This window comes from Mesorhizobium sp. LHD-90, assembly GCF_030929505.1.
Lineage (GTDB): Bacteria > Pseudomonadota > Alphaproteobacteria > Rhizobiales > Rhizobiaceae > Kumtagia.
Genome location: NZ_JAVFVV010000005.1, coordinates 39,895 through 60,158 on the forward strand (window position 1 = coordinate 39,895; position 20,264 = coordinate 60,158).

The following is a 20,264-nucleotide window of genomic DNA, read 5'->3' on the forward strand; positions in this document are numbered from 1 at the left end:
ATCCTTCGGCGAGAGTCGCCGCAAGGATGCCCATTCTCTACGGTCGTGCTATGGCAGCTACACCCACGGCCGTGGAACGCGGCACACGCGAACGATATGGGTGGCTGTCAGCCGCAGTCAAGGGAAATCGGCCACCACTCTTCCAACCCACGCGAGGCGCTTTCCACCGGACCGCGACATGAGAGACGTGATATCAGCGAACCGAAAATACCGGTTCGATGGGGTCCGGAATTGAGATCGAATCTTTCATCCCTACTGGGACGTCGCGCATCGACGGCAAATGGCCGCCTGGCGGCAATCTCCGCGGTCGAGGAAGCTTACCGGTCCCTGCCGAGAAAGAAACACCGGCGGGAGGACGAAGGCACCGACTGGCAAAAAGTAGCGGACAGGGTAGAGCGACTGCGCGCGGAGCGCCCCGCCGACCATATATCGTCCCTGCTTTCCGAGTTGCGCCAATTGGAGATCGGGCGCAGCAACCGGAGCAGGTTCTACGAAACGCATCCCGATGTGGGAGCCCTGCGCAGACGTGTCCTGGGCCGCCTTGCCGCCGATCCGAACAGGCATTTCTATTTCCCGAATGTGGTCGGCGGGCGATACGCGCCAGGCAACATCGGCGCCATTCGTTACCTTCTGAAGTGCGTGCGGGACGACACGTCCGACATCGTCGAACTCGGAAGCGGCTGGTCGAGCAATCTGTTCCAGCTCTATGTCGGCCTGGGCCGAACGCGCTCGGAGACGATTCACTATCACGGCGCGGAGTTCACCAAATCGGGCCGATCAGCGGCCCTGGCCCTCGCCGCTCACGATGCACATATTCGATACGGAGCTTATCACTTCGACTATCGCAAACCCGATCTGTCATTCCTCCCGGAAGGCAAGGGCCACGTGCTCGTGTTTACCAGGCATTCGGTCGAGCAGGTCGACCTCATCAGCGACGAACTCTACAGTCAGTTGGCGGCCAGGCGAAGGCCAATCACCCTTGTGCATATCGAACCGGTCGCCTGGCAAAGTGATCCGAAGCTGCTGCGGAAGCGATTGAAGGACGATGCGTGGTTCTTCGGATGGGTCAAGTTCCGGATGGCTCGCGGCTTCCTCACCGGTCGCAACCAGTTGCACAATGCAGCATGGTGGTCATGGCGCCTTGGATACAACGTCAACCTGCTCGCCATCATCGACAGGTTTCGCGAAAAGAAGCTGGTCGAGCTGGTGGCTGCTTTCCCGGATTTCGACGCACAGGCCAACATCGTCAACCCGTCATCGCTCTACCATATCCAGTTCTTGAACGACGAAACGGCGGGCTGAGGCACCTTTCGCTTCTGGGATGAGCGGGGCAGCCACCTTGGTCTGATCGTGACAACCGACTGATTCGCGGAACGAGTCTGGAACGAATCGGCGACGAATCGCTGACTCCCGACGATTCAGGGTTTGTTCCAAACGCCCGCCCGGCGCATTTTTCTCCTATGTCACTGATCCGGAATCTCTTTTCGAATCCAGCAGCGCCGGCCGCACAACCGCCACAATTTGACCTGGCACACCAGTCAGGCGCTGTTTTTCCCTTGCAATCGGAGATAGAGTTGACGCGTGGTCAAGGAGGGAAATTTTTGCCATGTCAAAGCGATTGATCGCTGAATTTATCGGTACGTTCTGGCTTGTATTGGGCGGTTGCGGCAGCGCCGTGCTCGCCGCGGGATTCCCGGAACTGGGGATCGGGTTCCTGGGCGTTGCCCTGGCGTTCGGCCTGACGGTGCTCACCATGGCCTATGCCGTGGGCGGCATCTCCGGCGGGCATTTCAACCCGGCGGTGACCGTCGGGCTGTTCATCGGCGGCCGGTTCGAGGCGAAGGACGTCGTCCCCTATATCGTCGCGCAGGTGGTGGGCGCGATCGTGGCGGCGATCGTTCTCTACGCGATTGTCAGCGGCAAGGCGGACTTCGCGGGCGTCGGCGGCTTCGCCTCCAACGGCTATGGCGACGCGTCGCCCGGCAAATTCTCGATGCTGTCTGGCCTGATCACGGAAATTGTGCTGACCTTCATCTTCCTGTTCGTCATCCTGCGGGTCACCTCCGGCGACGTTCCCGCCGGCTTCGCGCCGATCGCCATCGGCCTGTGCCTGACGCTGATCCACCTTATCTCGATCCCGGTGACCAACACCTCGGTCAACCCGGCCCGCTCGACCGGCGTGGCGCTGTTCGCCGAAGGCCCGGCGCTGGCGCAGCTCTGGCTGTTCTGGGTCGCCCCGCTGATCGGAGGCGCGCTGGCCGGCATCGTGCATTCGGCGCTGTTCGGGAAGAAGTGAGGCGCAGCGTTCCCCTCCCCCTTGAGGGGAGGGTGCCGAGCAAAGCGAGGCGGGTGGGGTAATCTCAACCGCCTTTACGCAAAAAGGTGTTGGAGCACGGCCGCAGCGACCCCACCCGGCCGCTTCGCGTATCCCTCCCCTCAAGGGGGAGGGATACGGCGCCGCATCACGTAATGTACTGCCCGCCATTGGCCGTCAGCGTCGAACCGGTGATGAAGCCGGCCTCGTCTGAGGCGAGGAAGACGACGCAGCGGGCGATCTCGTCAGGCTCGCCGAGGCGGCCGACAGGGATTTGCGCCACGATCGATTCCCGCACCTTTTCCGGCACGGCCATCACCATGTCGGTGCCGATATAGCCCGGCGCGATGACGTTGACGGTGATGCCGGCGCGGGCGCCTTCTTGAGCAAGCGCCTTGGTGAAGCCGATGTCACCCGCCTTGGCGGCGGAATAATTCGCCTGGCCCATCTGGCCCTTCTGGCCGTTGATCGAGGAAATGGTGATGACGCGCCCGAACTTTCGGTCGCGCATGCCGCTCCACAGCGGATGCGTCATGTTGAAGGCGCCGTTGAGGTTGGTGCCGATCACCTCGCTCCACTGCTGCGGCGTCATCTTGTGGAACATGGCGTCGCGGGTGATGCCGGCATTGTTGACCAGCACCTCGATCGGACCGAGATCGGCCTCGACCTGGCTGATACCGGCCACGCAGGCGTCGTAGTCGGCGACCGACCATTTGTAGGTTTTTATGCCAGTCTCGGCAGTGAATTTTTGTGCCGCTTCGTCATTGCCCGCATAATTGGCGGCGACCTTGTAGCCGGCATTTTTCAGCGCGACGGAGATTGACGCTCCAATGCCGCGAGAACCACCGGTGACGAGTGCTGTTCGAGCCATGATTTTTCTCCTCCCTCTGGTCGGAGGAGCGAATAGCGAATAGCCAATAGCGAATAGGGATTTTGATCCGCGCGCCTTGGCTCCTCCCCCTATTCGCTACTCCCTATTCGCTATTCGCTTTATTCAGTTCATCGCCTCGACGCACATCGCCACGCCCATACCGCCACCGATGCACAGCGTGGCCAGACCCTTTTTGGCGCCGCGGCGGCGCATCTCGAAGACCAGAGTGTTGAAGACGCGGGCACCGGACGCGCCGATCGGATGGCCGATGGCGATGGCCCCGCCATTGACGTTGACGATGTCGGGGTTCCAGCCCATGCCCTTGTTGACTGCGCAGGCCTGCGCGGCGAACGCCTCGTTGGCTTCGACCAGGTCGAGATCGCCAACCGTCCAGCCGGCTTTTTCCAGCGCCTTCTGCGAGGCCGGGATCGGGCCGGTGCCCATGACGGCCGGGTCGACGCCGGCGGTCGCCCAGGAGACGATGCGCACCAGCGGGGTGATGCCGCGGCGGGCGGCTTCGGCTTCCGTCATCAGCAGCGCGGCGGCCGCGCCATCATTCAGGCCCGAGGCGTTGGCGGCGGTCACCGTGCCGTCCTTGTCGAAGGCCGGCCGCAGCTTCTGCATGGCGTCCAGCGTGGCGCCGTGGCGGATATATTCGTCGGCGTCGACGATGGTGTCGCCCTTGCGGCCGGGGACGGTGACAGCGACGATCTCGTCCTTGAATTTTCCGGCCTTCTGCGCGGCCTCGGCCTTGTTCTGCGAAGCGAGAGCGAACTGGTCCTGCGCGTCACGGGTGATCTGGAACTGCTTCGCGACGTTCTCCGCGGTGTTGCCCATGTGGTAGCCGTTGAAGGCGTCCCACAACCCGTCCTTGATCATGGTGTCGATCAGCTTCAGGTCGCCCATCTTGGTGCCGGCGCGCAGATGCTGGCAGTGGGTGGACAGCGACATCGATTCCTGGCCGCCGGCGACGATGATCTTTGCGTCGCCTGACGCGATCTGCTGCATGCCGAGCGCGATCGCCCGCAGGCCTGAGCCGCAGACCTGGTTCAAGCCCCAGGCGGTGGCCTCCTTCGGCACGCCGGCCTTGATCGCCGCCTGGCGCGCCGGGTTCTGGCCCTGGCCCGCCGTCAGCACCTGGCCGAGGATCACCTCGTCGACTTCGCCGGCTTCCACGCCGGCGCGCGACAGCACTTCCTTGACCACCACGCTGCCCAGATCATGCGCAGGAACTGCGGCGAAGGCGCCGTTGAAGGAACCGACCGGGGTGCGGGCCGCACTGGCGACGACGATGGCATCGGACATGTTTTGCTCTCCAGACCTGGACGGCGGCGGCGGCCGCGCTGCTTCTTCAACCTATGTGGCCTCCCGCCGAAGACGAGTCAAACCGGAAAAATCGGCGGCTGGCCTGCGCCGCGCGCAAGCCAATTCATGCTGCGCAGCATTTTTCCTGCCGCATCGCCATCAAGAGAATCCCGCACCGCACAAAGCGCTTGGAATTGTGACGGTTTTGCGCGTATCCTCATGCGACGCGCAATCGTTACCGGCCGCTTACCCGGCGCGGTGTCCCGGGAGGATCGTTGATGGCCGCGAAGGACGACCCCGTCGTCATCAAGAAATACGCCAACCGCCGTCTCTACAATACGGGCACCAGCACCTATGTGACGCTGGAGGATCTCGCCGGAATGGTGAAGCGCGGCGAGGATTTCACCGTGCAGGACGCCAAGACCGGCGAGGACATCACCCATCCGGTGCTGACGCAGATCATCTTCGAGCTGGAGAACAAGGACGGGCAGAACATGCTGCCCATCCCATTCCTGCGGCAACTGATCTCCTTCTACGGCGACCAGATGCAGATGATCGTGCCGAGTTTCCTCGAACAGTCGATGTCGGCCTTCGCCAAGGAGCAGGAGCGGTTCCGCGAACAGATGAAATCGGCGTTCGGCAAGACGCCGGTCGACCTCATGAAGATGGCGCCGATGAAGGCGCTGGAGGAACAGACGCGCCGCAACATGGAGCTGTTCCAGAACGCCATGCGCATGTTCACGCCGTTCCCGGGCGGTGCGCCGACCGGGGCGGCCGCGCCCGAGCCGGCGAAGAAGGAAGCTTCGGAAAAGGCCGACGACCTGCAGGAATTGAAGGAGCAGATCGCCGCCATGCAGCGCAAGATCGACTCGCTGAGCTGAGCGGTCGGCAAGCGCCGGCAACATCCGTCAAATCCCCTCCACCGATGCAGGAATATTGCATCGTGTCATGACCGCCATGGTTGCGGGCGGGCGGGCGGAATGCTGTACTGCCGCGAAATCCAGGGGCCCGAATGATGTCGATATACCTCGCCGCGCTGCTCATCGGCTTCGTGGCAGGCCTGCGCGCCATGACGGCGCCGGCCGCCGTGAGCTGGGGCGCCCTCCTCGGCTGGCTGCCGGTGTCGGAAAGCTGGGCGGCCTTCATGGGTTGGCGCTTCACGCCCTGGATCTTCAGCATACTGGCGCTGGTCGAGTTCGTCACCGACCAGCTTCCGTCGACGCCGAGCCGAAAGGTGCCGCAGCAATTCGCGGCGCGCCTCGTCAGCGGCGCCTTCTGCGGCGCGGTGATCGGCACGGCGGGCGGTTCGATGGTCGGCGGGCTGATCGCCGGCATCGTCGGCGCCGTCATCGGCACCTATGGCGGCGCGGAGGCGCGCGGCCGCCTCGCCGCCGCCTTCGGCCAGGACCGTCCGGCCGCCCTGATAGAGGACGCGGTCGCCATCGTGCTCGGGCTGGTGGCGGTCTCGGTCCTCCCATGACCAGAATTTTCGACGCGATCGTCATCGGCGGCGGACAGGCAGGCCCGTCGCTCGCCGTGCGGCTGGCCAATGCGGGCAACCGCGTCGCCATGATCGAGCGCAAATTTTTGGGCGGCACCTGCGTCAATACCGGCTGCAAGCCGACCAAGACGATGGTGGCGAGCGCCTATGCGGCGCAGATGGCGCGGCGCGGCGGCGACTACGGCGTGGTGCTGGGCGACATCGGCGTCGACATGGACCGGGTGAAGGCGCGCAAGGACAAGGTGACGCTGGATTCCCGCAACGGCCTTCGCACCTGGCTGGACGGCACCAAAAACGTCAACTTCATCGACGGGCACGCAAGATTCCGGGCGCCGCGCGAGATCGAGGTCAACGGCGAGGTGCTGTCGGCGGAGAAGATTTTCCTCAACGTCGGCGGCCGCGCCTCGGTGCCCGACCTGCCGGGCGTCCACGACATCCCCTACCTCACCAACAGTTCGATGATGGAGCTCGACACGCTGCCGCGCCATCTGGTGGTGATCGGCGGCAGCTATATCGGGCTGGAATTCGCGCAGATGTTCCGCCGCTTCGGCAGCGAGGTGACTGTCGTCGAGAAGGGACCTCGGCTGACCGGCCGCGAGGACGAGGACGTGTCCAGGACGATCCACGACATCCTGGCCAAGGAAGGCATCGCCTTCCGGCTGAACGCCGAATGCATCAGTTTCCGCAGGCACGGCGGCGACATCGCCGTGGGAGTCGACTGCACCCAGGGCGATCCGGAAATTTTGGGCAGCCACGTGTTTCTGGCGATGGGACGGCGGCCCAACACCGACGACCTCGGCCTGGAAAAGGCTGGCATAGAGAGCGACGAGCGGGGCTACATCAAGGTCGACGATCAGCTCAGGACCACGGCCGAAAACGTCTGGGCGATGGGCGACTGCAACGGACGCGGCGCCTTTACCCACACCGCCTACAACGATTTTGAGATCGTCGCGGCAAATCTGCTTGATGGCGACAGCCGCCGCCTGAGCGACCGCTTCCCCTGCTATGCGCTCTACATCGATCCGCCGCTGGGGCGTGTCGGCATGACCGAGGCGGAGGCGCGCAAGTCCGGAAAGAACTGCCTGATCGGCCGGCTGCCGATGACGCGCGTCGGCCGCGCCGTCGAGCGCGGCGAGACCGAGGGTTTCATGAAGGTGCTGGTCGACGCCGACAGCCGCCAGATTCTTGGCGCGTCCATTCTCGGCGCCAGCGGCGACGAGGTGGTGCATGGCATTCTGGACCTGATGTACGCGAAGGCCAAGGTGGACACGCTGGTGCGCTCCGTGCCGATCCATCCGACCGTTTCAGAACTGCTGCCGACGGTTTTCGGGAGCCTCAAGCCTTTGCAATGACAAGGCCGGCCTGCCGGTTCGGCAGACCGCCTGGGGGCGCAAAAAGATGTATCTCGTCAGCGTTCTTGCCTTGATGCTCGTGCTGCCGGCTGGATCGATTGTGGCGGACTATCTTTCCTTGCCCGCCGGCGCGGCGATCATGCCGCTGGTCGGAAAATGGTTCGTCTTCTGGAGCGCGGGCGTCCGGCTGATGCTCGCCGGCATCCGCCAGTATTTCCAGCCGGAATTCACCGCCCATGAAATTTTCGAGATGAAGAGCGCCGAGGCGTTGCCGGTGGTGCGCGAACTCGGCGTGGCGAACTTTTCGATCGGCACGGTCGGCGTGCTATCGCTGCTTGCACCAAGCTTTGTCCTGCCGGTGGCGATCGCCGCCGGCATTTTCTACGGCGTCGCCGGCGTTCGCCACGCGATGCAGCCGGCGCGCAGCCGCAACGAGACGGTTGCGATGGTTACCGACCTGTTCGCCTTCTTCGTGCTGGCGGCCTTCGTCGCGTGGACTTACTTTGGCTGAAAGACCTTCGGCCACGGTGAGCAAGAAAGTCGTCAGCTTGCGCATTGGATAAGCGTTGCAGCCATAGTAGTGTGCCCTCGTCCGCCGCGCTCAAAGATGGCCGGCGGCATGTACTGGGGGTGACAGCAGGCCGATGCGGGCGTCGATGCGCAACGCGATCAGCGGAGAAATCTTTCCGCTCGGCGACGTGTCGCTGATCGGCCGCGGCGATAGCGCAACCATCCGCCTGGCGGACGCCAGCGTGTCGCGCCAGCATGCCAGCGTGCGCTATCAGGACGCCAATTTCTGGGTGGTCGATCTCGGCAGCGCCAACGGCACCTTCGTCAACGGCTCGGCGCTCGGCGCGCCGAGGGTGCTGCGCGGCGGCGACCGGCTGCAATTCGGCAAGGTGGTGCTGGTATTCGAGGACGAGGGCTCCGCGACGGCGCGCACGGAAGTGCTCGACGAACGGACGCAGATCTCGCGCCTGCCGCCCCAGCCGATCCGCAGCGCGCCGATGACCATTCTCGTCGGCGATCTGAAGGGGTTTACGGCGATCTGCACGCTTCTGTCGGCGCAAGAGGTCGCCGGCCTGCTGCGTGAATGGTATGCCGACTGCGAAGCCATCCTGAAACGCCATGGCGCCTCGATCGACAAGTTCATCGGCGACTGTGTCTTCGCCTACTGGCACGGCACCGAGCCCGACATCCGCGACAGCGCGATCCGGGCCGCCGAGGCGCTGCGCGCGGCGGAGGCGGTGCCGTCCTCCCCGATGCGCGCTTTGCTCAGGGGAAGGCACGGCATTGCGCTCGATTGCCGCTTGGGCTTGCATCTCGGGGATGTGGCAGTCGGCTCGATGGGCAAGGGCATCAACACCGCGCTCGGCGACGCCGTCAACCTGGCTTTCCGCATCGAGGGTCTTACGCGCACCGCCGACGAGCCGATCCTGGTCAGCGCGGCGTTTGTGGACGGATTTTCTCGGCGCACCTTCCGCTCCTGCGGGAGATACGAGGTGAAGGGGGTCGAGGAGCCGGTAGAAGTGTTTGGGATGGGGGATTGAAACAGGGCCTGTCCTTGAAACGCCAGCCATAACCGCAGCGCCGTCCACACCTCAGCCGAAATGCGGCAAGGCAGTCTATTTGTGAAGCGCCTCCCAGCGCTCGTCGGCCTGCCGGATATTTCCGGACGTATCTTGCTGAAATGCAATGATGCCCTCTCGGTCGCCGCTGAGATAGAGCCGGCCGTCGACGATTGCCCAGGCTTCCGGATCAGGTCGGAACCTCGCGCCGTCAATCATGGCCATCACGCAATATCCGCCGAAGCGAGGAGCATAGGACTCGGGCTGGCTGGCGAACATGTCGCGATGCGCGCCGCTGGCAAACCACCAGCGCGCGCCGTTCCAAACGAACTCATGGTCGGAACTGCCTTGGGTGGGTTTTCCATCCGTGAAATACGCAACCGTATCGTAGCCCCCGATGGCCACGTTTTCGCGGTCAGTGCTTACATCGCCGGCCTGCCGATTGCCGCCGTGCGCTTGCCAGTCCAAGCCAAGCGAAAGGTATGTCATGGCTGCCAGAAAGAAGAAATTTCGTTTGGAAATGAACATATCGGCCTCCCGATCCGCCATTGCCAAGAATCATCGTCCGGAACCGAGCGTATCGCTCCAGGCCCATTCCAGGGGCCGGAGTTGAGCGGACGAATTCGGTGAGCAAGTCTACTCCAATTCCTGCCCCGGGACTATGATGTCCTTGTCGTTTCATCAGAGGGCGTCCCGGCCAGTCGACGGCGCGCACGACGGCATGGAAGAGCACCATTCGCAAAGAAAGCTCGCGGCCATATTGATTGCCGACGCTGTCGGTTTCTCGCTCCTGATGAGCGACGACGAGGAACGCGCCTTGCGGGTTTTCCATGCGAGGCGCGTCGTCATCGCGGAGAGCGTCGCCAACCACATGGGCAGGGTTTTCGGCGAAGCCGGCGACAGCGTGGTGGCCGAGTTTGCAAGCGCGGTCGATGCCCTGAGGGCGGCGATCGATATCCAGTCGGCGGTCGCCTCCCTCAACGGGGCGGCTGCGGACGGGGAGCGGATGCTGTTCCGCATCGGCATCAATCTGGGCGATGTGATCATCGAGCAGAGCAACCTGTTCGGCGACGGCGTCAACGTCGCCGAGCGGCTTCAAACCCTTGCCGAGCCCGGCGGCATCTGTATCTCGCGCAGCGTCAAGGAACAGGTGAGAGACAAGCTCCAATGCGCCTTTACCGATCTCGGCGTCCAGAAGCTGAAGAACATTCTCCGCCCGGTCAGGGCCTTCCATGTCGTCCAGCCGGGCGAGGCGGCGAAGCCCGCAAGGCCGGGAAAGAAGCCTTTCCTGCGCAATCGCCGCTCGTTGGCGACCGTCGCGGCAATTCTCGGGATCTTCGTGCTGCTGGCAGGCGGCGCGCTTTACCTGCGGCCCTGGGAGTCGATCGGTTGGGTTCGGCAGGCATCGGGCCCACCGACCATTGCGGTCTTGCCATTCGCCAATCTGAGCGGCGAACCGGACCAGGAGTATTTCAGCGACGGGGTCACCCAGGACATCGTGGCGGCGCTGGGGCGTTTCTCCAATCTTCATGTTCTCGCCAACAACGCCACCGCCAAGTTCAAGGGCAGCGACGCCAATTCCGCCGAGCTGAAGGAGAAACTCGGCGCACGTTATGTCGTGGTCGGCAGCGTGCGCCGCAGCGAAGACCGAATAAGAATTTCCGTGGACCTGACCGACACCGACAAGAACCTGCATCTGTGGTCGCGGCAGTTCGAGCGAAAACTCACCGACATCTTCGCGCTGCAGGACGACATCACCCGCGAGATCACCGGCTCGCTCGCGATCAAGCTCTCAAGCCTCGAGCGGGACCGGGCGTTCGCCAAGGAGACCGAACACCTCGACGCCTACGATTACTTCCTCCGCGGCCGGGCCCGTCTTGCGGACTCGGAACGGTCCGCGCTGATGGAAGCCCGCGCCATGTTCGAGAAGGCTGTCGCACTCGATCCACACTACGGCGCCGCCCTGGAAGCGCTTGGGCAGACCTATCAGATCGAAGCGACGCAAGGCTGGACCGAATTTCGCGGCGAAGCGCTGGGAAGGGCCGAGGCGCACGTCCGCGAAGCCCTCGGCCTGTCGCCAGAACTGGCGGAAGCACATCAGACGCTGGCGTTCACTTTTCTCGCGCGCGGAGAGTATGAACGCGCAATCGCCGAGACCAGACGGGCCATCGAGATCAATCCGAGCGATGCATATGGCTACGCCTCACTGGGCGCGATGCTCATGTGGTCCGGCGATGCCGAAGGGGCGATCGCCGCGATGGAAAGGGCCAAGATCTTCGACCCTACGCTCCACTGGGACAGCCTCCATGTCCTGGGCTTCGCCTACTATCTTGCTGGCCGCCACCACGACGCTGTGGCAATCCTCGAGCCGCTGACGGGAGGCAACCCGGAACGCTACATCGTCTATTTAGGCTTGGCAGCAGCCTATGCGGAACTTGGACGCACAGACGATGCCGAACGTGCCGCCAAGGAGGTGAAGCGCCTTAGTCCCTTTTTCAAGACAGCGCCGTTTGTCGGACAGTGGCGAGACAGCAAGTCGCGTGAGCTTCTTGCCCACGGATTGAAGTTGGCGGGATTGGAGTAGGAGCCCTTCTCGAAACATTGGAGGGCGGGCTCCAGATGGACCGCGCCGTTGCCGGGATTTCTCCGTCGCCATCGGGCGTTCGACCTTGGCAGCGCGCCGCCATGGACGAGATCGGGTATCCGCGATCGGGGATCTTCGGCCAAACAACCTCTGCCGGCCCAAGATTGCGCTGCCCATCGCGCGGCGGATACGCTAGCATCCGTCGGCCGGTCAGGATTTCAAACGGTCTCCGGGGGTCAGATTGCGGATTGCTATCGGCGGCCGGGTAGCCGTCAGGTCAAAATCATGTCTTCCCCGGCGGTGAGCGGCGCCGCGCGCTGGGGTCTGGCGGCAAAACTATTCACGACCCTGCTGTTGCTGGGCGCGACCGCGGTGATGGTGACCGGGGTGCTGGGCTATTTCCGCGCCAAGGATGCGCTCGAAAAAGCGGTGTTCGACCAGCTAACGGCCGCCCGTCAGGCCAAGGCACACCAGGTTGAAACATACTTCCGCACGATCCAGGCGGAGCTGCGCCTGCTTGCCACCTCCAAGATGGTGGTCGAGGCGACGCGGGAGTTCAAGATCGCGGTCGACCAGCTCGACCGCGCCGGCGCGCCGCCCGCACTGCGCCAGAAGGTCGGCAACTGGTATGCCGAAAATTTCATCCCGCAGATGACAGCCGTGCTGGGCAGGGAGCCGGCCCTGTCCGACTATCTGCCGGTCGGCGGCGCACCCTATTATCTGCAGTATCATTACATCGTGAAAAACCCGAACCCGGCGGAGCGGCGAAAACTTCTCGACGATGCAGGCGACGGCAGCGAGTACACCAAACTGCATGCCGTCTATCATCCGCTGATGCGCGCCGCGGCCACGACGGTCGGCTTTTTCGATTTCATGATCGCCGATCCGAAATCGGGCCGCCTGATCTACACAGTCCAGAAGGAGACCGATCTTGCCACCTCCCTGCAGTTCGGTCCTTACCGCCGAACCAACGTCGCCGCGGCGGTCGCGAGTTGCGCGGAGACCGCCGACCGCTCGGCCATATGCCTGGAGGATTTTTCTCCCTATGCCCCGTCCGGCGGCGCGCCGATCGCCTTCATGGGCGCACCGATCATCGACCAGGGCGCTGTCATCGGCGTGCTGATCGCGCAATTGTCGAACGAGGAGATCGACAAGGTGGTAACCAGCGGCCGCCGCTGGCGGCAGGAAGGCTTCGGCGCCACGGGTGAGGCCTATCTCGTCGGGTCCGACCATCTTGTGCGCTCGGCCCCACGCGATTTCTACGAAAACCGCAACGGCTATTTCGCCGACCTCAAGGCAGTCGGCGCCTCCGAAGAGGAGATCGACGCCATCCATCGTTACGGGACGCCGGTGCTGCACCAGCGTATCGACACCCAGGCTACGCGAGCCGCGCTTGCCGGCGTCGAGGGCACCGGCGAGATCATCGGCTACCGTGGTGTCCCGACACTCGCTTCATGGGGCCCGCTTGCGATCGAGGATGTCAAATGGGCGCTCGTCGCCAAGGTGGACAGCGCCGAGGCGTTTGCGCCGATCGAACGGCTGCGCCGCGATCTGCTGTTGGTCGGCGGGCTGGCGCTGCTGATCGTGGCCGCCACCGCCGCGTGGCTGGCACGCGCGTTGCTCGGGCCGCTGCGCGAACTCACCGCCGGCGTCAAACGGTTCGCCGCCGGCGACTATGCGGCCAGCGTTCCGGTACGCACGAAGGACGAGATCGGCCAGCTTTGCTCTGCCTTCAACGGCATGGTCGGGGAACTGCGCGACAAGAACACCGTCATCGAGAACAAGAACCGCGAGAACGAGCAACTGCTCCTGAACGTGCTGCCGGCGCCGATCGCCAACCGGCTGCGCGGCGGCGAGCAGCGGATCGCCGACGGGTTCGCGGAGGTCACGGTGGCCTTCGCCGACCTGGTCGGCTTCACCCAATTGTCTTCCGACATGCCGCCGCAGGATGTGGTGAACCTGCTCAACGGGCTGTTCACCCGCTTCGACGCCGCCGCCAGCGAACTCGGCATCGAGAAGATCAAGACGGTGGGCGACGCCTATATGGCGGTGTGCGGGCTGCCGGAGCCGGTGGCCAACCATGCCGAGCGCATGGTGCACATGGCGATCCGCATGGTCCACATCACCCGCGAGCACGCCATGGAGAACAATGTCTCGATGAAGCTCAGGGTCGGGGTCAACAGCGGGCCGGTGGTGGCCGGCGTGATCGGCAAGAGCAAGTACATCTACGACCTGTGGGGCGACACGGTGAACATCGCGAGCCGTATGGAATCGGGCGGGGTCCCGGACTCCGTCCAGGTGACGCGCCCGGTCTATGAGAGGCTCAAGGACCACTTCGTCTTCGAGTCGCGCGGCGCGATCGAAGTCAAAGGCAAGGGCAAGGTCGAGGCCTGGCTACTGAGGCTGTAGGCGCGCCGTCGGCACCGAACAAGCCGGCCGTGCCTCGGCCTGTTCGTCGAGCAACGCGAGGCAAGCGTTCGACCGGCGGGATTCGATGGACTACCAGGCCGGCCTGCATCTGGGCCATAGCTACCGGCTGCTCCCGAACGCGAATACGTTCGCAGCATCTGCACCGCAGACGAAGAAGGCGTCCGTGACCTCGGAGCCGGCCCCGTAGGGATCGCTGACGATCCTGAACAGATTGCGGTAGTTGTCGACGAAGTGTGCCCGGCACGATCCCTCACCCGCATTCGAACATGCCTGAACCTCGAAATAGCCCCTTTCCGCAATCCACTCTTCGTCCGCCAGAGAATAGTCGCGCTGCATCCGGTTCCAATCGAGGAGCGGTTGAAAGCCCGCGGTTATCAACCAGGCACGAGCGGCCGGATATGGCAGGCCGATGATCTTGGGCACGGATTGGCTTTTGTCGAGCGGGCAGCCCGCCCACGCAGGTCCCGCGACGAGCATGGCAAGGATCAATGTCCGCAGCAGCATCGCCACCTCCCCTGACCTTCCAATAGGAGTAATATACTACGACTTTGATCCAATAATCACAAGACTTGCACCAAGCTTAGAGGCTGTTGACTTACGATAATGAAATCTTGTGGTCGGACAACTTCCGATTGATCTGAGGTTCCACTTGCCAATGCCCGGCTTGGGGAATGGCACAGGCGGTCGCGCAGCGGGCCGCCCCGTTGCCCCCATATTTTGCTTGCCCGCCCCGGACAAATTTCCGCTAAGCTTGACTTTCCGATCGGTTTCCTGTTGAAGCCGCAGCAATTCAGCGACGAGGATCTTTTTCCGAGCCGCCGCCCGGGGCGCCTGCTAGGCAGAGCCGACCCCGGAGGCCAACACCCGGCAGCGCGATGCGCCCCCGGGTGCTTTTGGGTTTGGCGCTTCGGAATGACGATTTTCCCGGTTGGGACTTCGCCGCGAAGACACTACCTCTCGGGCACCATTGTGGCGCACGGGAAAAGGAAGACGGATGTTCGAGAGCCTACAGGAACGGCTTGGTTCCATTCTCAACGGTCTTACGGGCCGCGGCGCGCTGTCGGAGGCGGATGTTTCCGCGGCACTCCGCGAGGTGCGGCGCGCCCTCATCGAGGCCGACGTGGCGCTCGAGGTCGTCCGCTCATTCGTCGACAAGGTGCGCGGCAAGGCCGTCGGCGCCGAGGTGTTGAAGTCGATCAAGCCCGGCCAAATGGTCGTCAAGATCGTCCATGACGAGCTGGTCGACATGCTCGGCGCCGAGGGCAAGACGATCGACCTCAACGCGCCGGCGCCGGTCGTCATCATGATGGTCGGCCTGCAGGGCTCGGGCAAGACCACGACCACCGCCAAGATCGCCAAGCGCATGACCGAGCGCCAGGGCAAGAAGGTCTTGATGGCCTCGCTCGACACGCGCAGGCCGGCTGCGCAGGAGCAGTTGCGCCAGCTCGGCGAGCAGACCAAGGTTGCTACGCTGCCGATCGTTGCCGGCCAGTCGCCGGTCGACATCGCCAAACGCTCGGTGCAGGCGGCAAGGCTCGGCGGCCACGACGTGGTCATTCTCGACACCGCCGGCCGCACCCATATCGACGAGCCGCTGATGGCCGAGATGGCCGAGATCAAGGCCGTCTCCAACCCGCACGAGATCCTGCTGGTCGCCGACTCGTTGACCGGCCAGGACGCCGTGAACCTCGCCAGAAGCTTCGACGAGCGCGTCGGCATCACCGGCCTCGTGCTCACCCGCATGGACGGCGACGGCCGCGGCGGCGCGGCGCTTTCGATGCGCGCCGTCACCGGCAAGCCGATCAAGCTGATCGGTACCGGCGAGAAGATGGACGGGCTGGAGGAATTCCATCCGCGCCGCATCGCCGACCGCATCCTCGGCATGGGCGACATCGTCAGCCTGGTCGAGAAGGCCGCCGAAAACATCGACGCGGAAAAGGCCGCGGCGATGGCGAAAAAGATGCAGTCGGGGAAGTTCGACCTGAACGACCTCGCCGACCAGCTCGGCCAGATGCAGAAGCTGGGCGGAATGGGCGGCATCATGGGCATGATGCCCGGCATGGGCAAGGTGAAGGACCAGATGGCGGCCGCCGGGCTGGACGACAAGATGTTCGGGCGCCAGCTCGCCATCATCTCGTCGATGACCAGGGCTGAGCGCGCCAATCCGGACATGTTGAAGCACAGCCGCAAGAAGCGCATCGCCGCCGGCTCGGGCACCGATGCTTCGGACATCAACAAGCTCTTGAAGATGCACCGGCAGATGGCCGACATGATGAAGGCCATGGGCGGCAAGGGCAAGGGCGGCGGCCTGATGCGCGGCATGATGGGCGGGCTGGCTTCCAAGATGGGGCTGGGCGGCATGGGCGGAATGCCCGACCTGTCGAAGATGGACCCCAAGCAACTGGAAGCCTTGCAGAAGCAGGCGGAGGCCTCCGGCCTTGGCGGCGGATTGCCGAAGGGCCTGCCGCCGACCTTTCCGGGCCTTGGCGGCGGCGGGCTTCCCGGCCTGCCGGGCGGCCTGAAGCTGCCGGGATTGGGCGGTCCGGGCGGGCTGCCCGGACTGGGCAAGGGCGGCAAGAAATGACGGAAAGGGTGTTGAACTGGATTTCACGTTTGTTGCTGGTGATCGGTCTGATTGGGACCGTGGTCCCATTTACGCCGTGGGGTCTTACGGTTGGTTTGTGGTTTGATCCGAATGCGTTTGTGGGCTCAGCGGAATTGGGGGCACCCAAACCGGTTCCAGAGCTCAACTCGATTGGCAATATCGCATTGCCCGCATTTGGCGGGTGGTTACTTTTGTATCTGTTGCGTGCGGTTCTTTCACGTCGGCAGTCCGAGCAGGTTTCCCGGCCTGGGCAAGAAGAAGTGAGGGGGAGATGAAGGAGCAGGACGCCTACGATCCGGTAGCCGCGGGCTACAAGCGCGTGACCGATGCGCATGCGGCGCTGAAATCTTACCGCGCCTCGATCGACAATATCGACGCCGCACTCATCTACATGCTGGCCGAGAGGTTTCGCTGCACGCAGGCGGTCGGCGTGCTGAAGGCGACGCACGGCCTGCCGCCCGCCGATCCGGCGCGCGAGACGCGGCAGATCGCGCGGCTCCGGCAACTGGCGCAGGACGCCCAGCTCGACCCCGATTTCGCGGAGAAATTCCTGAATTTCGTCATCAAGGAAGTGATCCGCCACCACGAACAGATCGCCGCCAGCAACGGCGCGACTGCACCCGGCGCTGAGGGCGCCTCCACCAACGGCTGACCTCAGCCACCGAACCAGAGCTTAGGAGTAGAAAATGGCACTGAAGATCCGACTGGCCCGCGCGGGCTCCAAGAAGCGTCCTTACTACCACATCGTCGTCGCCGACGTGCGCAGCCCGCGCGACGGCCGCTTCATCGAGGCGATCGGCGCCTGGAACCCGCTGCTGCCGAAGGACGGCGAGCGCGTGAAGCTCGACGCCGACCGCGTCAAGCATTGGCTGGGCAATGGCGCGCTGCCGACCGACCGCGTCGCCCGCTTCCTCGACGAGGCCGGCCTGTCCAAGCGCGAGGCGCGCTCCAACCCGACCAAGGCGCTGCCCGGCAAGAAGGCGCAGGCTCGCCTCGACGCCATCAAGAAGGCGCAGGACGAGGCCGCCGCGGCGATCGCCGCCGCCACCGCCGCTCCGGCCGAGGAAGCCGCAGCTTCCTGATTGCGGGTTCCGCGCAAACATCGAACGACGGCGGGCCGAAAGCCCGCCGTTTGTTTGTTTGTGTGGCCGGTAGCCGGCAGCGAACCGTCCGCTTTCTTGTCCCCGTCACAATGACGCCGCTGACGATGCGGCACGGCTGGCATAGTTTTGCCATCCGACAAGGAGGGACCGCCATGACGCTGACCGTGTTTCTTGCCTATTGCGCCGCGCATTTCGTCGCCGCCGTGACGCCGGGGCCGTCGATGCTGGCGGTGATCGCCACCGGCATCTCGCGCGGCACGCGGCGCGGCATCCTGGTCGGGCTCGGCGTGGCGCTGGGCGACATGACGCTCGTCACCATCGCCATGTGCGGCCTGATCGCACTGGCGCAAGCTTTCGCAATCGTCTTCCTCGCCGCCAAATATCTTGGCGCAGCCTATCTGGTCTGGCTGGGCTTCACGATGTGGCGTTCCGCCGGCACGATCGAGACGAATGTCCCGCAGCCGGCGGGCGGCGCCGGGCGTCCGTTCCTGCTTGGGCTGATGCTGGCGCTTTCCAATCCGAAGGCGATCCTGTTCCACGCCAGCCTCATGCCGCTCATCCTCGACCTCAGGACACTGACCGTTGTCGACGCGCTGGTGATCATGTCGGTGGTCTTCAGCGTCAACGTGCTGACCATGAGCACCTATTCCGTGCTGGCCGGCAGGTCTTCCGCCTGGTTCCGGACCGGCGCACGGCTGCGCTGGATGAACCGCGTTGCGGGCGGCGCGATGATCGGCACCGGCGCGCTGATCGCCAGCCGGTAGCCGCCCCCCGGCGCGAAGGTCAGGGACCGTCCTTCTGATCCAGAAAATCCTTGATGATCGTCGCCGCGTCCTTTGGGAACTCCCAGAACATGTTGTGGCCGGCGCCGGCGAACACCTCGAAACGGGCGTCCGGATAAGCCTTTTCCAGTTTCTCCTGATGCGGCAGGTCGAACAGCCCGTCCTTCTCGCCCCACAGCACCAGCACCGGCGCCTTGACCTGCGAGGTGATAGGGGCGAGATCCCCGGTTGCCGCCCCCCACAGCACGCCATTCCAGACCTGGATCGGCGTCGCCGCGCTTTCAGTGCGTTCGCGGGTGATGAAATCCTCGTCGACCGGATTGGGGTTGGCGTACCAGTCCTTCATGAACTGGCTGTTGGGGTCGATCGGCGCCTTGAGCTGGGTGACGTTGTCCCACAGCCACGAGCCCGGCCCGCTGCCGATCGCGGTGGTGGAGGAGACCAGAACCAGCTTGCCGACCTTGTCGGGATGCTGGGCGGCGAGGAGCTGGCCGGCGAGCGAGCCCAGCGAATGGCCGATCACGTCCGCCTTGGCGATGCCCATCGCCTCAAGGAACAGCGCGGCATCATTGGCAAGGTCGGTATAGGCGTAGCAGCAGGGCGGCGCTTCGGATTTGCCGTGGCCGCGCAGGTCGACGGCGAGGAGGCGACGGTTCTTGAGGAACGGCGCGATCAGCGACCAACTGCGGCTGTTGTCGGTGTAGCCGTGCAGCAGCAGGGTCGGCACGCCATCCGTGTTGCCGGCCTCGACGTAGGCAAGCGTCAGCCCGTTGCCGAGTTTCACCGTCTTCTTGGCGTCGGCCCATTGAGCCTGGGCCGGCACGGGAATTTCGTCGGCCGCTACCGGCGGCGGAGCCAGCGATCCCGCCAGCGCCACAAAGGTTGCCATCAGCCGAAAAAATCGCCGCATATGCCACCTCGCTCATGCGGGCACGGCGTTCGGCGCACCCAGCAGGGGAAGTGTTGCAGAATGTAGGAAGGGCGTCGAGGGCGAATCCGGCGCCCGCACAGCGCCGTCGCCTTCACTCCTTGCGGACCGCCAGTCTTTCGGCGAGGCCTTCCATGCGCTGGGCGAGCCCGGCCAGTGCGCCGGTGAGCGCCGCGTCGTTCTTGTCGGCTTTCATCAGCGCGTCGTCGCGCGTCTTGCGGAGCGTCATGATCTCGCTCTCCATGCCCTTGACGCGCTTCTGCAGCTCGGTCAGCTCGTCCATGACCATGATGCCGGACATGACGGTAAGCCGCTGGTCGCCGATCTCGCCGAACGTGTCCTTCAGATGCGAGACATAGCGGTCGAAGCGCTGGGCAAGGTCGAGAAGGTGCTCTTCCTGACCTTCGTCGCAGGCCATCCGGTAGGTCTTGCCATCGATCGTGACAGTCACCTGGGCCATCGCCACAACCTACCTATCGAGGACCGCGCGGATCGTCTCCATCGCGGTTACCAGACGCCGGGACACTTCCTTGTTGGCTTCTTCGAGCCGCTCGGCGCGCGCTTCGGAGAGGTCGAGTTCCTGCGCCAGCCGGCTGCGGTCGGCATTCATGCGCTGCACTTCCGCTTCCGCCTCGGAATAGTCCTGCTCGTGCTCCAGCCGCGAAGCAGCCGACTGTTCGAGCGTGTCCATCGCCTTGCCAAGGCGGACGATGACTTCCCGCAGCGTCGTTTCCCCGGTCATGGCACCTTTCGAAACCCCGCCAATCCCCGAATCAATGACGGATAATAACAATTTACCCGTGAAAGATTAGGCACCGTGTCAACAGTCAGTCAACAAGCCGGCGCGCCTATCCCCCGTTAACCGGCGCAGCAATCCCGAATGCGTCCCCGCTGGCGGAGCGGCCGGGCAGGCAGCGGCCG

General features: G+C 64.2%; 22 protein-coding genes. 14 read left to right on the forward strand and 8 right to left on the reverse strand.

The features are described from left to right. Positions 1 to 231 precede the first annotated feature (231 nt). Entirely contained in the window at positions 232 to 1,302 is a 1,071-nt protein-coding gene (locus tag RB623_RS07925) for a hypothetical protein (protein WP_308056237.1), read from the forward strand. Between the two features lie 304 nt (positions 1,303 to 1,606). Next, positions 1,607 to 2,296: an aquaporin Z gene (gene aqpZ, locus RB623_RS07930; RefSeq protein ID WP_308056238.1), complete on the forward strand. Its 690-nt coding sequence runs from the start codon at positions 1,607 to 1,609 to the stop codon at positions 2,294 to 2,296. Between the two features lie 166 nt (positions 2,297 to 2,462). Here aqpZ and RB623_RS07935 read toward each other — a convergent pair whose 3' ends face one another. Further along, positions 2,463 to 3,185 carry a beta-ketoacyl-ACP reductase gene (locus RB623_RS07935; protein WP_308056239.1) on the reverse strand — a complete coding sequence of 241 codons (723 nt, stop codon included), beginning with the start codon at positions 3,183 to 3,185 and terminating at the stop codon, positions 2,463 to 2,465. Positions 3,186 to 3,308: 123 nt separating this feature from the next. Continuing rightward, positions 3,309 to 4,490 (reverse strand): acetyl-CoA C-acetyltransferase, encoded by a 1,182-nt coding sequence (locus RB623_RS07940; RefSeq protein WP_308056240.1) that lies wholly within the window; start codon positions 4,488 to 4,490, stop codon positions 3,309 to 3,311. 278 nt (positions 4,491 to 4,768) lie between these two features. Here RB623_RS07940 and phaR point away from each other — a divergent pair, with 278 nt between their 5' ends. From phaR to RB623_RS07965, 5 genes are all read left to right on the forward strand, one after another. Further along, positions 4,769 to 5,371 (forward strand): polyhydroxyalkanoate synthesis repressor PhaR, encoded by a 603-nt coding sequence (gene phaR, locus RB623_RS07945; RefSeq protein ID WP_308056241.1) that lies wholly within the window; start codon positions 4,769 to 4,771, stop codon positions 5,369 to 5,371. 134 nt (positions 5,372 to 5,505) lie between these two features. Then, positions 5,506 to 5,970 (forward strand): DUF4126 domain-containing protein, encoded by a 465-nt coding sequence (locus RB623_RS07950; RefSeq protein WP_308056534.1) that lies wholly within the window; start codon positions 5,506 to 5,508, stop codon positions 5,968 to 5,970. Then, entirely contained in the window at positions 5,967 to 7,343 is a 1,377-nt protein-coding gene (locus RB623_RS07955; protein ID WP_308056242.1) for an FAD-containing oxidoreductase, read from the forward strand. The genes RB623_RS07950 and RB623_RS07955 overlap by 4 nt, the downstream gene beginning before the upstream one ends. Before the next feature lie 46 nt (positions 7,344 to 7,389). Further along, positions 7,390 to 7,854 (forward strand): DUF6790 family protein, encoded by a 465-nt coding sequence (locus RB623_RS07960; protein ID WP_308056243.1) that lies wholly within the window; start codon positions 7,390 to 7,392, stop codon positions 7,852 to 7,854. Between the two features lie 145 nt (positions 7,855 to 7,999). Then, positions 8,000 to 8,893 carry an adenylate/guanylate cyclase domain-containing protein gene (locus RB623_RS07965; RefSeq protein WP_308056244.1) on the forward strand — a complete coding sequence of 298 codons (894 nt, stop codon included), beginning with the start codon at positions 8,000 to 8,002 and terminating at the stop codon, positions 8,891 to 8,893. 75 nt (positions 8,894 to 8,968) lie between these two features. Here the strand turns inward: RB623_RS07965 and RB623_RS07970 are convergent, their stop codons facing one another. Both RB623_RS07970 and RB623_RS07975 read right to left on the reverse strand, forming a co-directional pair. Continuing rightward, on the reverse strand, positions 8,969 to 9,439 hold the full coding sequence (locus RB623_RS07970) for a YHS domain-containing (seleno)protein (protein ID WP_308056245.1): 471 nt from the start codon (positions 9,437 to 9,439) through the stop codon (positions 8,969 to 8,971). A 153-nt stretch (positions 9,440 to 9,592) separates the two neighbouring features. Then, positions 9,593 to 9,931 (reverse strand): hypothetical protein, encoded by a 339-nt coding sequence (locus RB623_RS07975; RefSeq protein WP_308056548.1) that lies wholly within the window; start codon positions 9,929 to 9,931, stop codon positions 9,593 to 9,595. Here RB623_RS07975 and RB623_RS07980 point away from each other — a divergent pair. Then, positions 9,819 to 11,495, forward strand: coding sequence for a tetratricopeptide repeat protein (locus RB623_RS07980; RefSeq protein ID WP_308056535.1), 1,677 nt, complete (start codon positions 9,819 to 9,821; stop codon positions 11,493 to 11,495). The genes RB623_RS07975 and RB623_RS07980 overlap by 113 nt on opposite strands. 285 nt (positions 11,496 to 11,780) lie before the next feature. Beyond that, entirely contained in the window at positions 11,781 to 13,904 is a 2,124-nt protein-coding gene (locus RB623_RS07985; protein ID WP_308056246.1) for an adenylate/guanylate cyclase domain-containing protein, read from the forward strand. Positions 13,905 to 14,024: 120 nt separating this feature from the next. Here RB623_RS07985 and RB623_RS07990 read toward each other — a convergent pair whose 3' ends face one another. Beyond that, positions 14,025 to 14,429, reverse strand: a complete 405-nt coding sequence (locus tag RB623_RS07990) for a hypothetical protein (protein WP_308056247.1) — start codon at positions 14,427 to 14,429, stop codon at positions 14,025 to 14,027. A gap of 490 nt (positions 14,430 to 14,919) precedes the next feature. Here RB623_RS07990 and ffh point away from each other — a divergent pair, with 490 nt between their 5' ends. From ffh to RB623_RS08015, 5 genes are all read left to right on the forward strand, one after another. Then, the gene (gene ffh / locus RB623_RS07995) at positions 14,920 to 16,509 is read left to right on the forward strand and encodes a signal recognition particle protein (RefSeq protein ID WP_308056248.1); all 1,590 of its coding nucleotides are present in this window, start codon (positions 14,920 to 14,922) and stop codon (positions 16,507 to 16,509) included. An 11-nt stretch (positions 16,510 to 16,520) separates the two neighbouring features. Continuing rightward, on the forward strand, positions 16,521 to 16,805 hold the full coding sequence (locus RB623_RS08000) for a hypothetical protein (protein ID WP_308056249.1): 285 nt from the start codon (positions 16,521 to 16,523) through the stop codon (positions 16,803 to 16,805). Further along, positions 16,802 to 17,182 carry a chorismate mutase gene (locus tag RB623_RS08005; protein ID WP_308056250.1) on the forward strand — a complete coding sequence of 127 codons (381 nt, stop codon included), beginning with the start codon at positions 16,802 to 16,804 and terminating at the stop codon, positions 17,180 to 17,182. Before RB623_RS08000 ends, RB623_RS08005 begins: the two co-directional genes overlap by 4 nt. A 34-nt stretch (positions 17,183 to 17,216) precedes the next feature. After that, positions 17,217 to 17,612, forward strand: coding sequence for a 30S ribosomal protein S16 (gene rpsP / locus RB623_RS08010; RefSeq protein WP_308056251.1), 396 nt, complete (start codon positions 17,217 to 17,219; stop codon positions 17,610 to 17,612). A gap of 173 nt (positions 17,613 to 17,785) precedes the next feature. Next, a complete protein-coding gene (locus RB623_RS08015; protein ID WP_308056252.1) occupies positions 17,786 to 18,397 on the forward strand; it encodes a LysE family translocator in 612 nt (203 codons plus the stop codon). Between the two features lie 19 nt (positions 18,398 to 18,416). On the opposite strand, the gene RB623_RS08020 is transcribed toward RB623_RS08015, so the two are convergent. The 3 genes from RB623_RS08020 to RB623_RS08030 all read right to left on the reverse strand — a co-directional run bounded on the left by RB623_RS08020 (position 18,417) and on the right by RB623_RS08030 (position 20,085). After that, entirely contained in the window at positions 18,417 to 19,325 is a 909-nt protein-coding gene (locus RB623_RS08020; protein WP_308056253.1) for an alpha/beta hydrolase, read from the reverse strand. A gap of 112 nt (positions 19,326 to 19,437) precedes the next feature. Continuing rightward, on the reverse strand, positions 19,438 to 19,803 hold the full coding sequence (locus RB623_RS08025; RefSeq protein WP_308056254.1) for a cell division protein ZapA: 366 nt from the start codon (positions 19,801 to 19,803) through the stop codon (positions 19,438 to 19,440). Between the two features lie 9 nt (positions 19,804 to 19,812). Further along, a complete protein-coding gene (locus RB623_RS08030) occupies positions 19,813 to 20,085 on the reverse strand; it encodes a DUF4164 domain-containing protein (protein ID WP_308056255.1) in 273 nt (90 codons plus the stop codon). Positions 20,086 to 20,264: the final 179 nt, after the last annotated feature.

Bases quoted from the DNA above. Each gene is read 5' to 3' on its own strand.
- aqpZ (WP_308056238.1), top strand. From the start codon at position 1,607: ATGTCAAAGCGATTGATCGCTGAATTTATCGGTACGTTCTGGCTTGTA.
- RB623_RS07935 (WP_308056239.1), bottom strand. From the start codon at position 3,185: ATGGCTCGAACAGCACTCGTCACCGGTGGTTCTCGCGGCATTGGAGCG.
- RB623_RS07940 (WP_308056240.1), bottom strand. From the start codon at position 4,490: ATGTCCGATGCCATCGTCGTCGCCAGTGCGGCCCGCACCCCGGTCGGT.
- phaR (WP_308056241.1), top strand. From the start codon at position 4,769: ATGGCCGCGAAGGACGACCCCGTCGTCATCAAGAAATACGCCAACCGC.
- RB623_RS07950 (WP_308056534.1), top strand. From the start codon at position 5,506: ATGTCGATATACCTCGCCGCGCTGCTCATCGGCTTCGTGGCAGGCCTG.
- RB623_RS07955 (WP_308056242.1), top strand. From the start codon at position 5,967: ATGACCAGAATTTTCGACGCGATCGTCATCGGCGGCGGACAGGCAGGC.
- RB623_RS07960 (WP_308056243.1), top strand. From the start codon at position 7,390: ATGTATCTCGTCAGCGTTCTTGCCTTGATGCTCGTGCTGCCGGCTGGA.
- RB623_RS07965 (WP_308056244.1), top strand. From the start codon at position 8,000: ATGCGCAACGCGATCAGCGGAGAAATCTTTCCGCTCGGCGACGTGTCG.
- RB623_RS07970 (WP_308056245.1), bottom strand. From the start codon at position 9,439: ATGTTCATTTCCAAACGAAATTTCTTCTTTCTGGCAGCCATGACATAC.
- RB623_RS07975 (WP_308056548.1), bottom strand. From the start codon at position 9,931: ATGCGGAACAGCATCCGCTCCCCGTCCGCAGCCGCCCCGTTGAGGGAG.
- RB623_RS07985 (WP_308056246.1), top strand. From the start codon at position 11,781: ATGTCTTCCCCGGCGGTGAGCGGCGCCGCGCGCTGGGGTCTGGCGGCA.
- RB623_RS07990 (WP_308056247.1), bottom strand. From the start codon at position 14,429: ATGCTGCTGCGGACATTGATCCTTGCCATGCTCGTCGCGGGACCTGCG.
- ffh (WP_308056248.1), top strand. From the start codon at position 14,920: ATGTTCGAGAGCCTACAGGAACGGCTTGGTTCCATTCTCAACGGTCTT.
- RB623_RS08005 (WP_308056250.1), top strand. From the start codon at position 16,802: ATGAAGGAGCAGGACGCCTACGATCCGGTAGCCGCGGGCTACAAGCGC.
- rpsP (WP_308056251.1), top strand. From the start codon at position 17,217: ATGGCACTGAAGATCCGACTGGCCCGCGCGGGCTCCAAGAAGCGTCCT.
- RB623_RS08015 (WP_308056252.1), top strand. From the start codon at position 17,786: ATGACGCTGACCGTGTTTCTTGCCTATTGCGCCGCGCATTTCGTCGCC.
- RB623_RS08020 (WP_308056253.1), bottom strand. From the start codon at position 19,325: ATGCGGCGATTTTTTCGGCTGATGGCAACCTTTGTGGCGCTGGCGGGA.
- RB623_RS08025 (WP_308056254.1), bottom strand. From the start codon at position 19,803: ATGGCCCAGGTGACTGTCACGATCGATGGCAAGACCTACCGGATGGCC.
- RB623_RS08030 (WP_308056255.1), bottom strand. From the start codon at position 20,085: ATGACCGGGGAAACGACGCTGCGGGAAGTCATCGTCCGCCTTGGCAAG.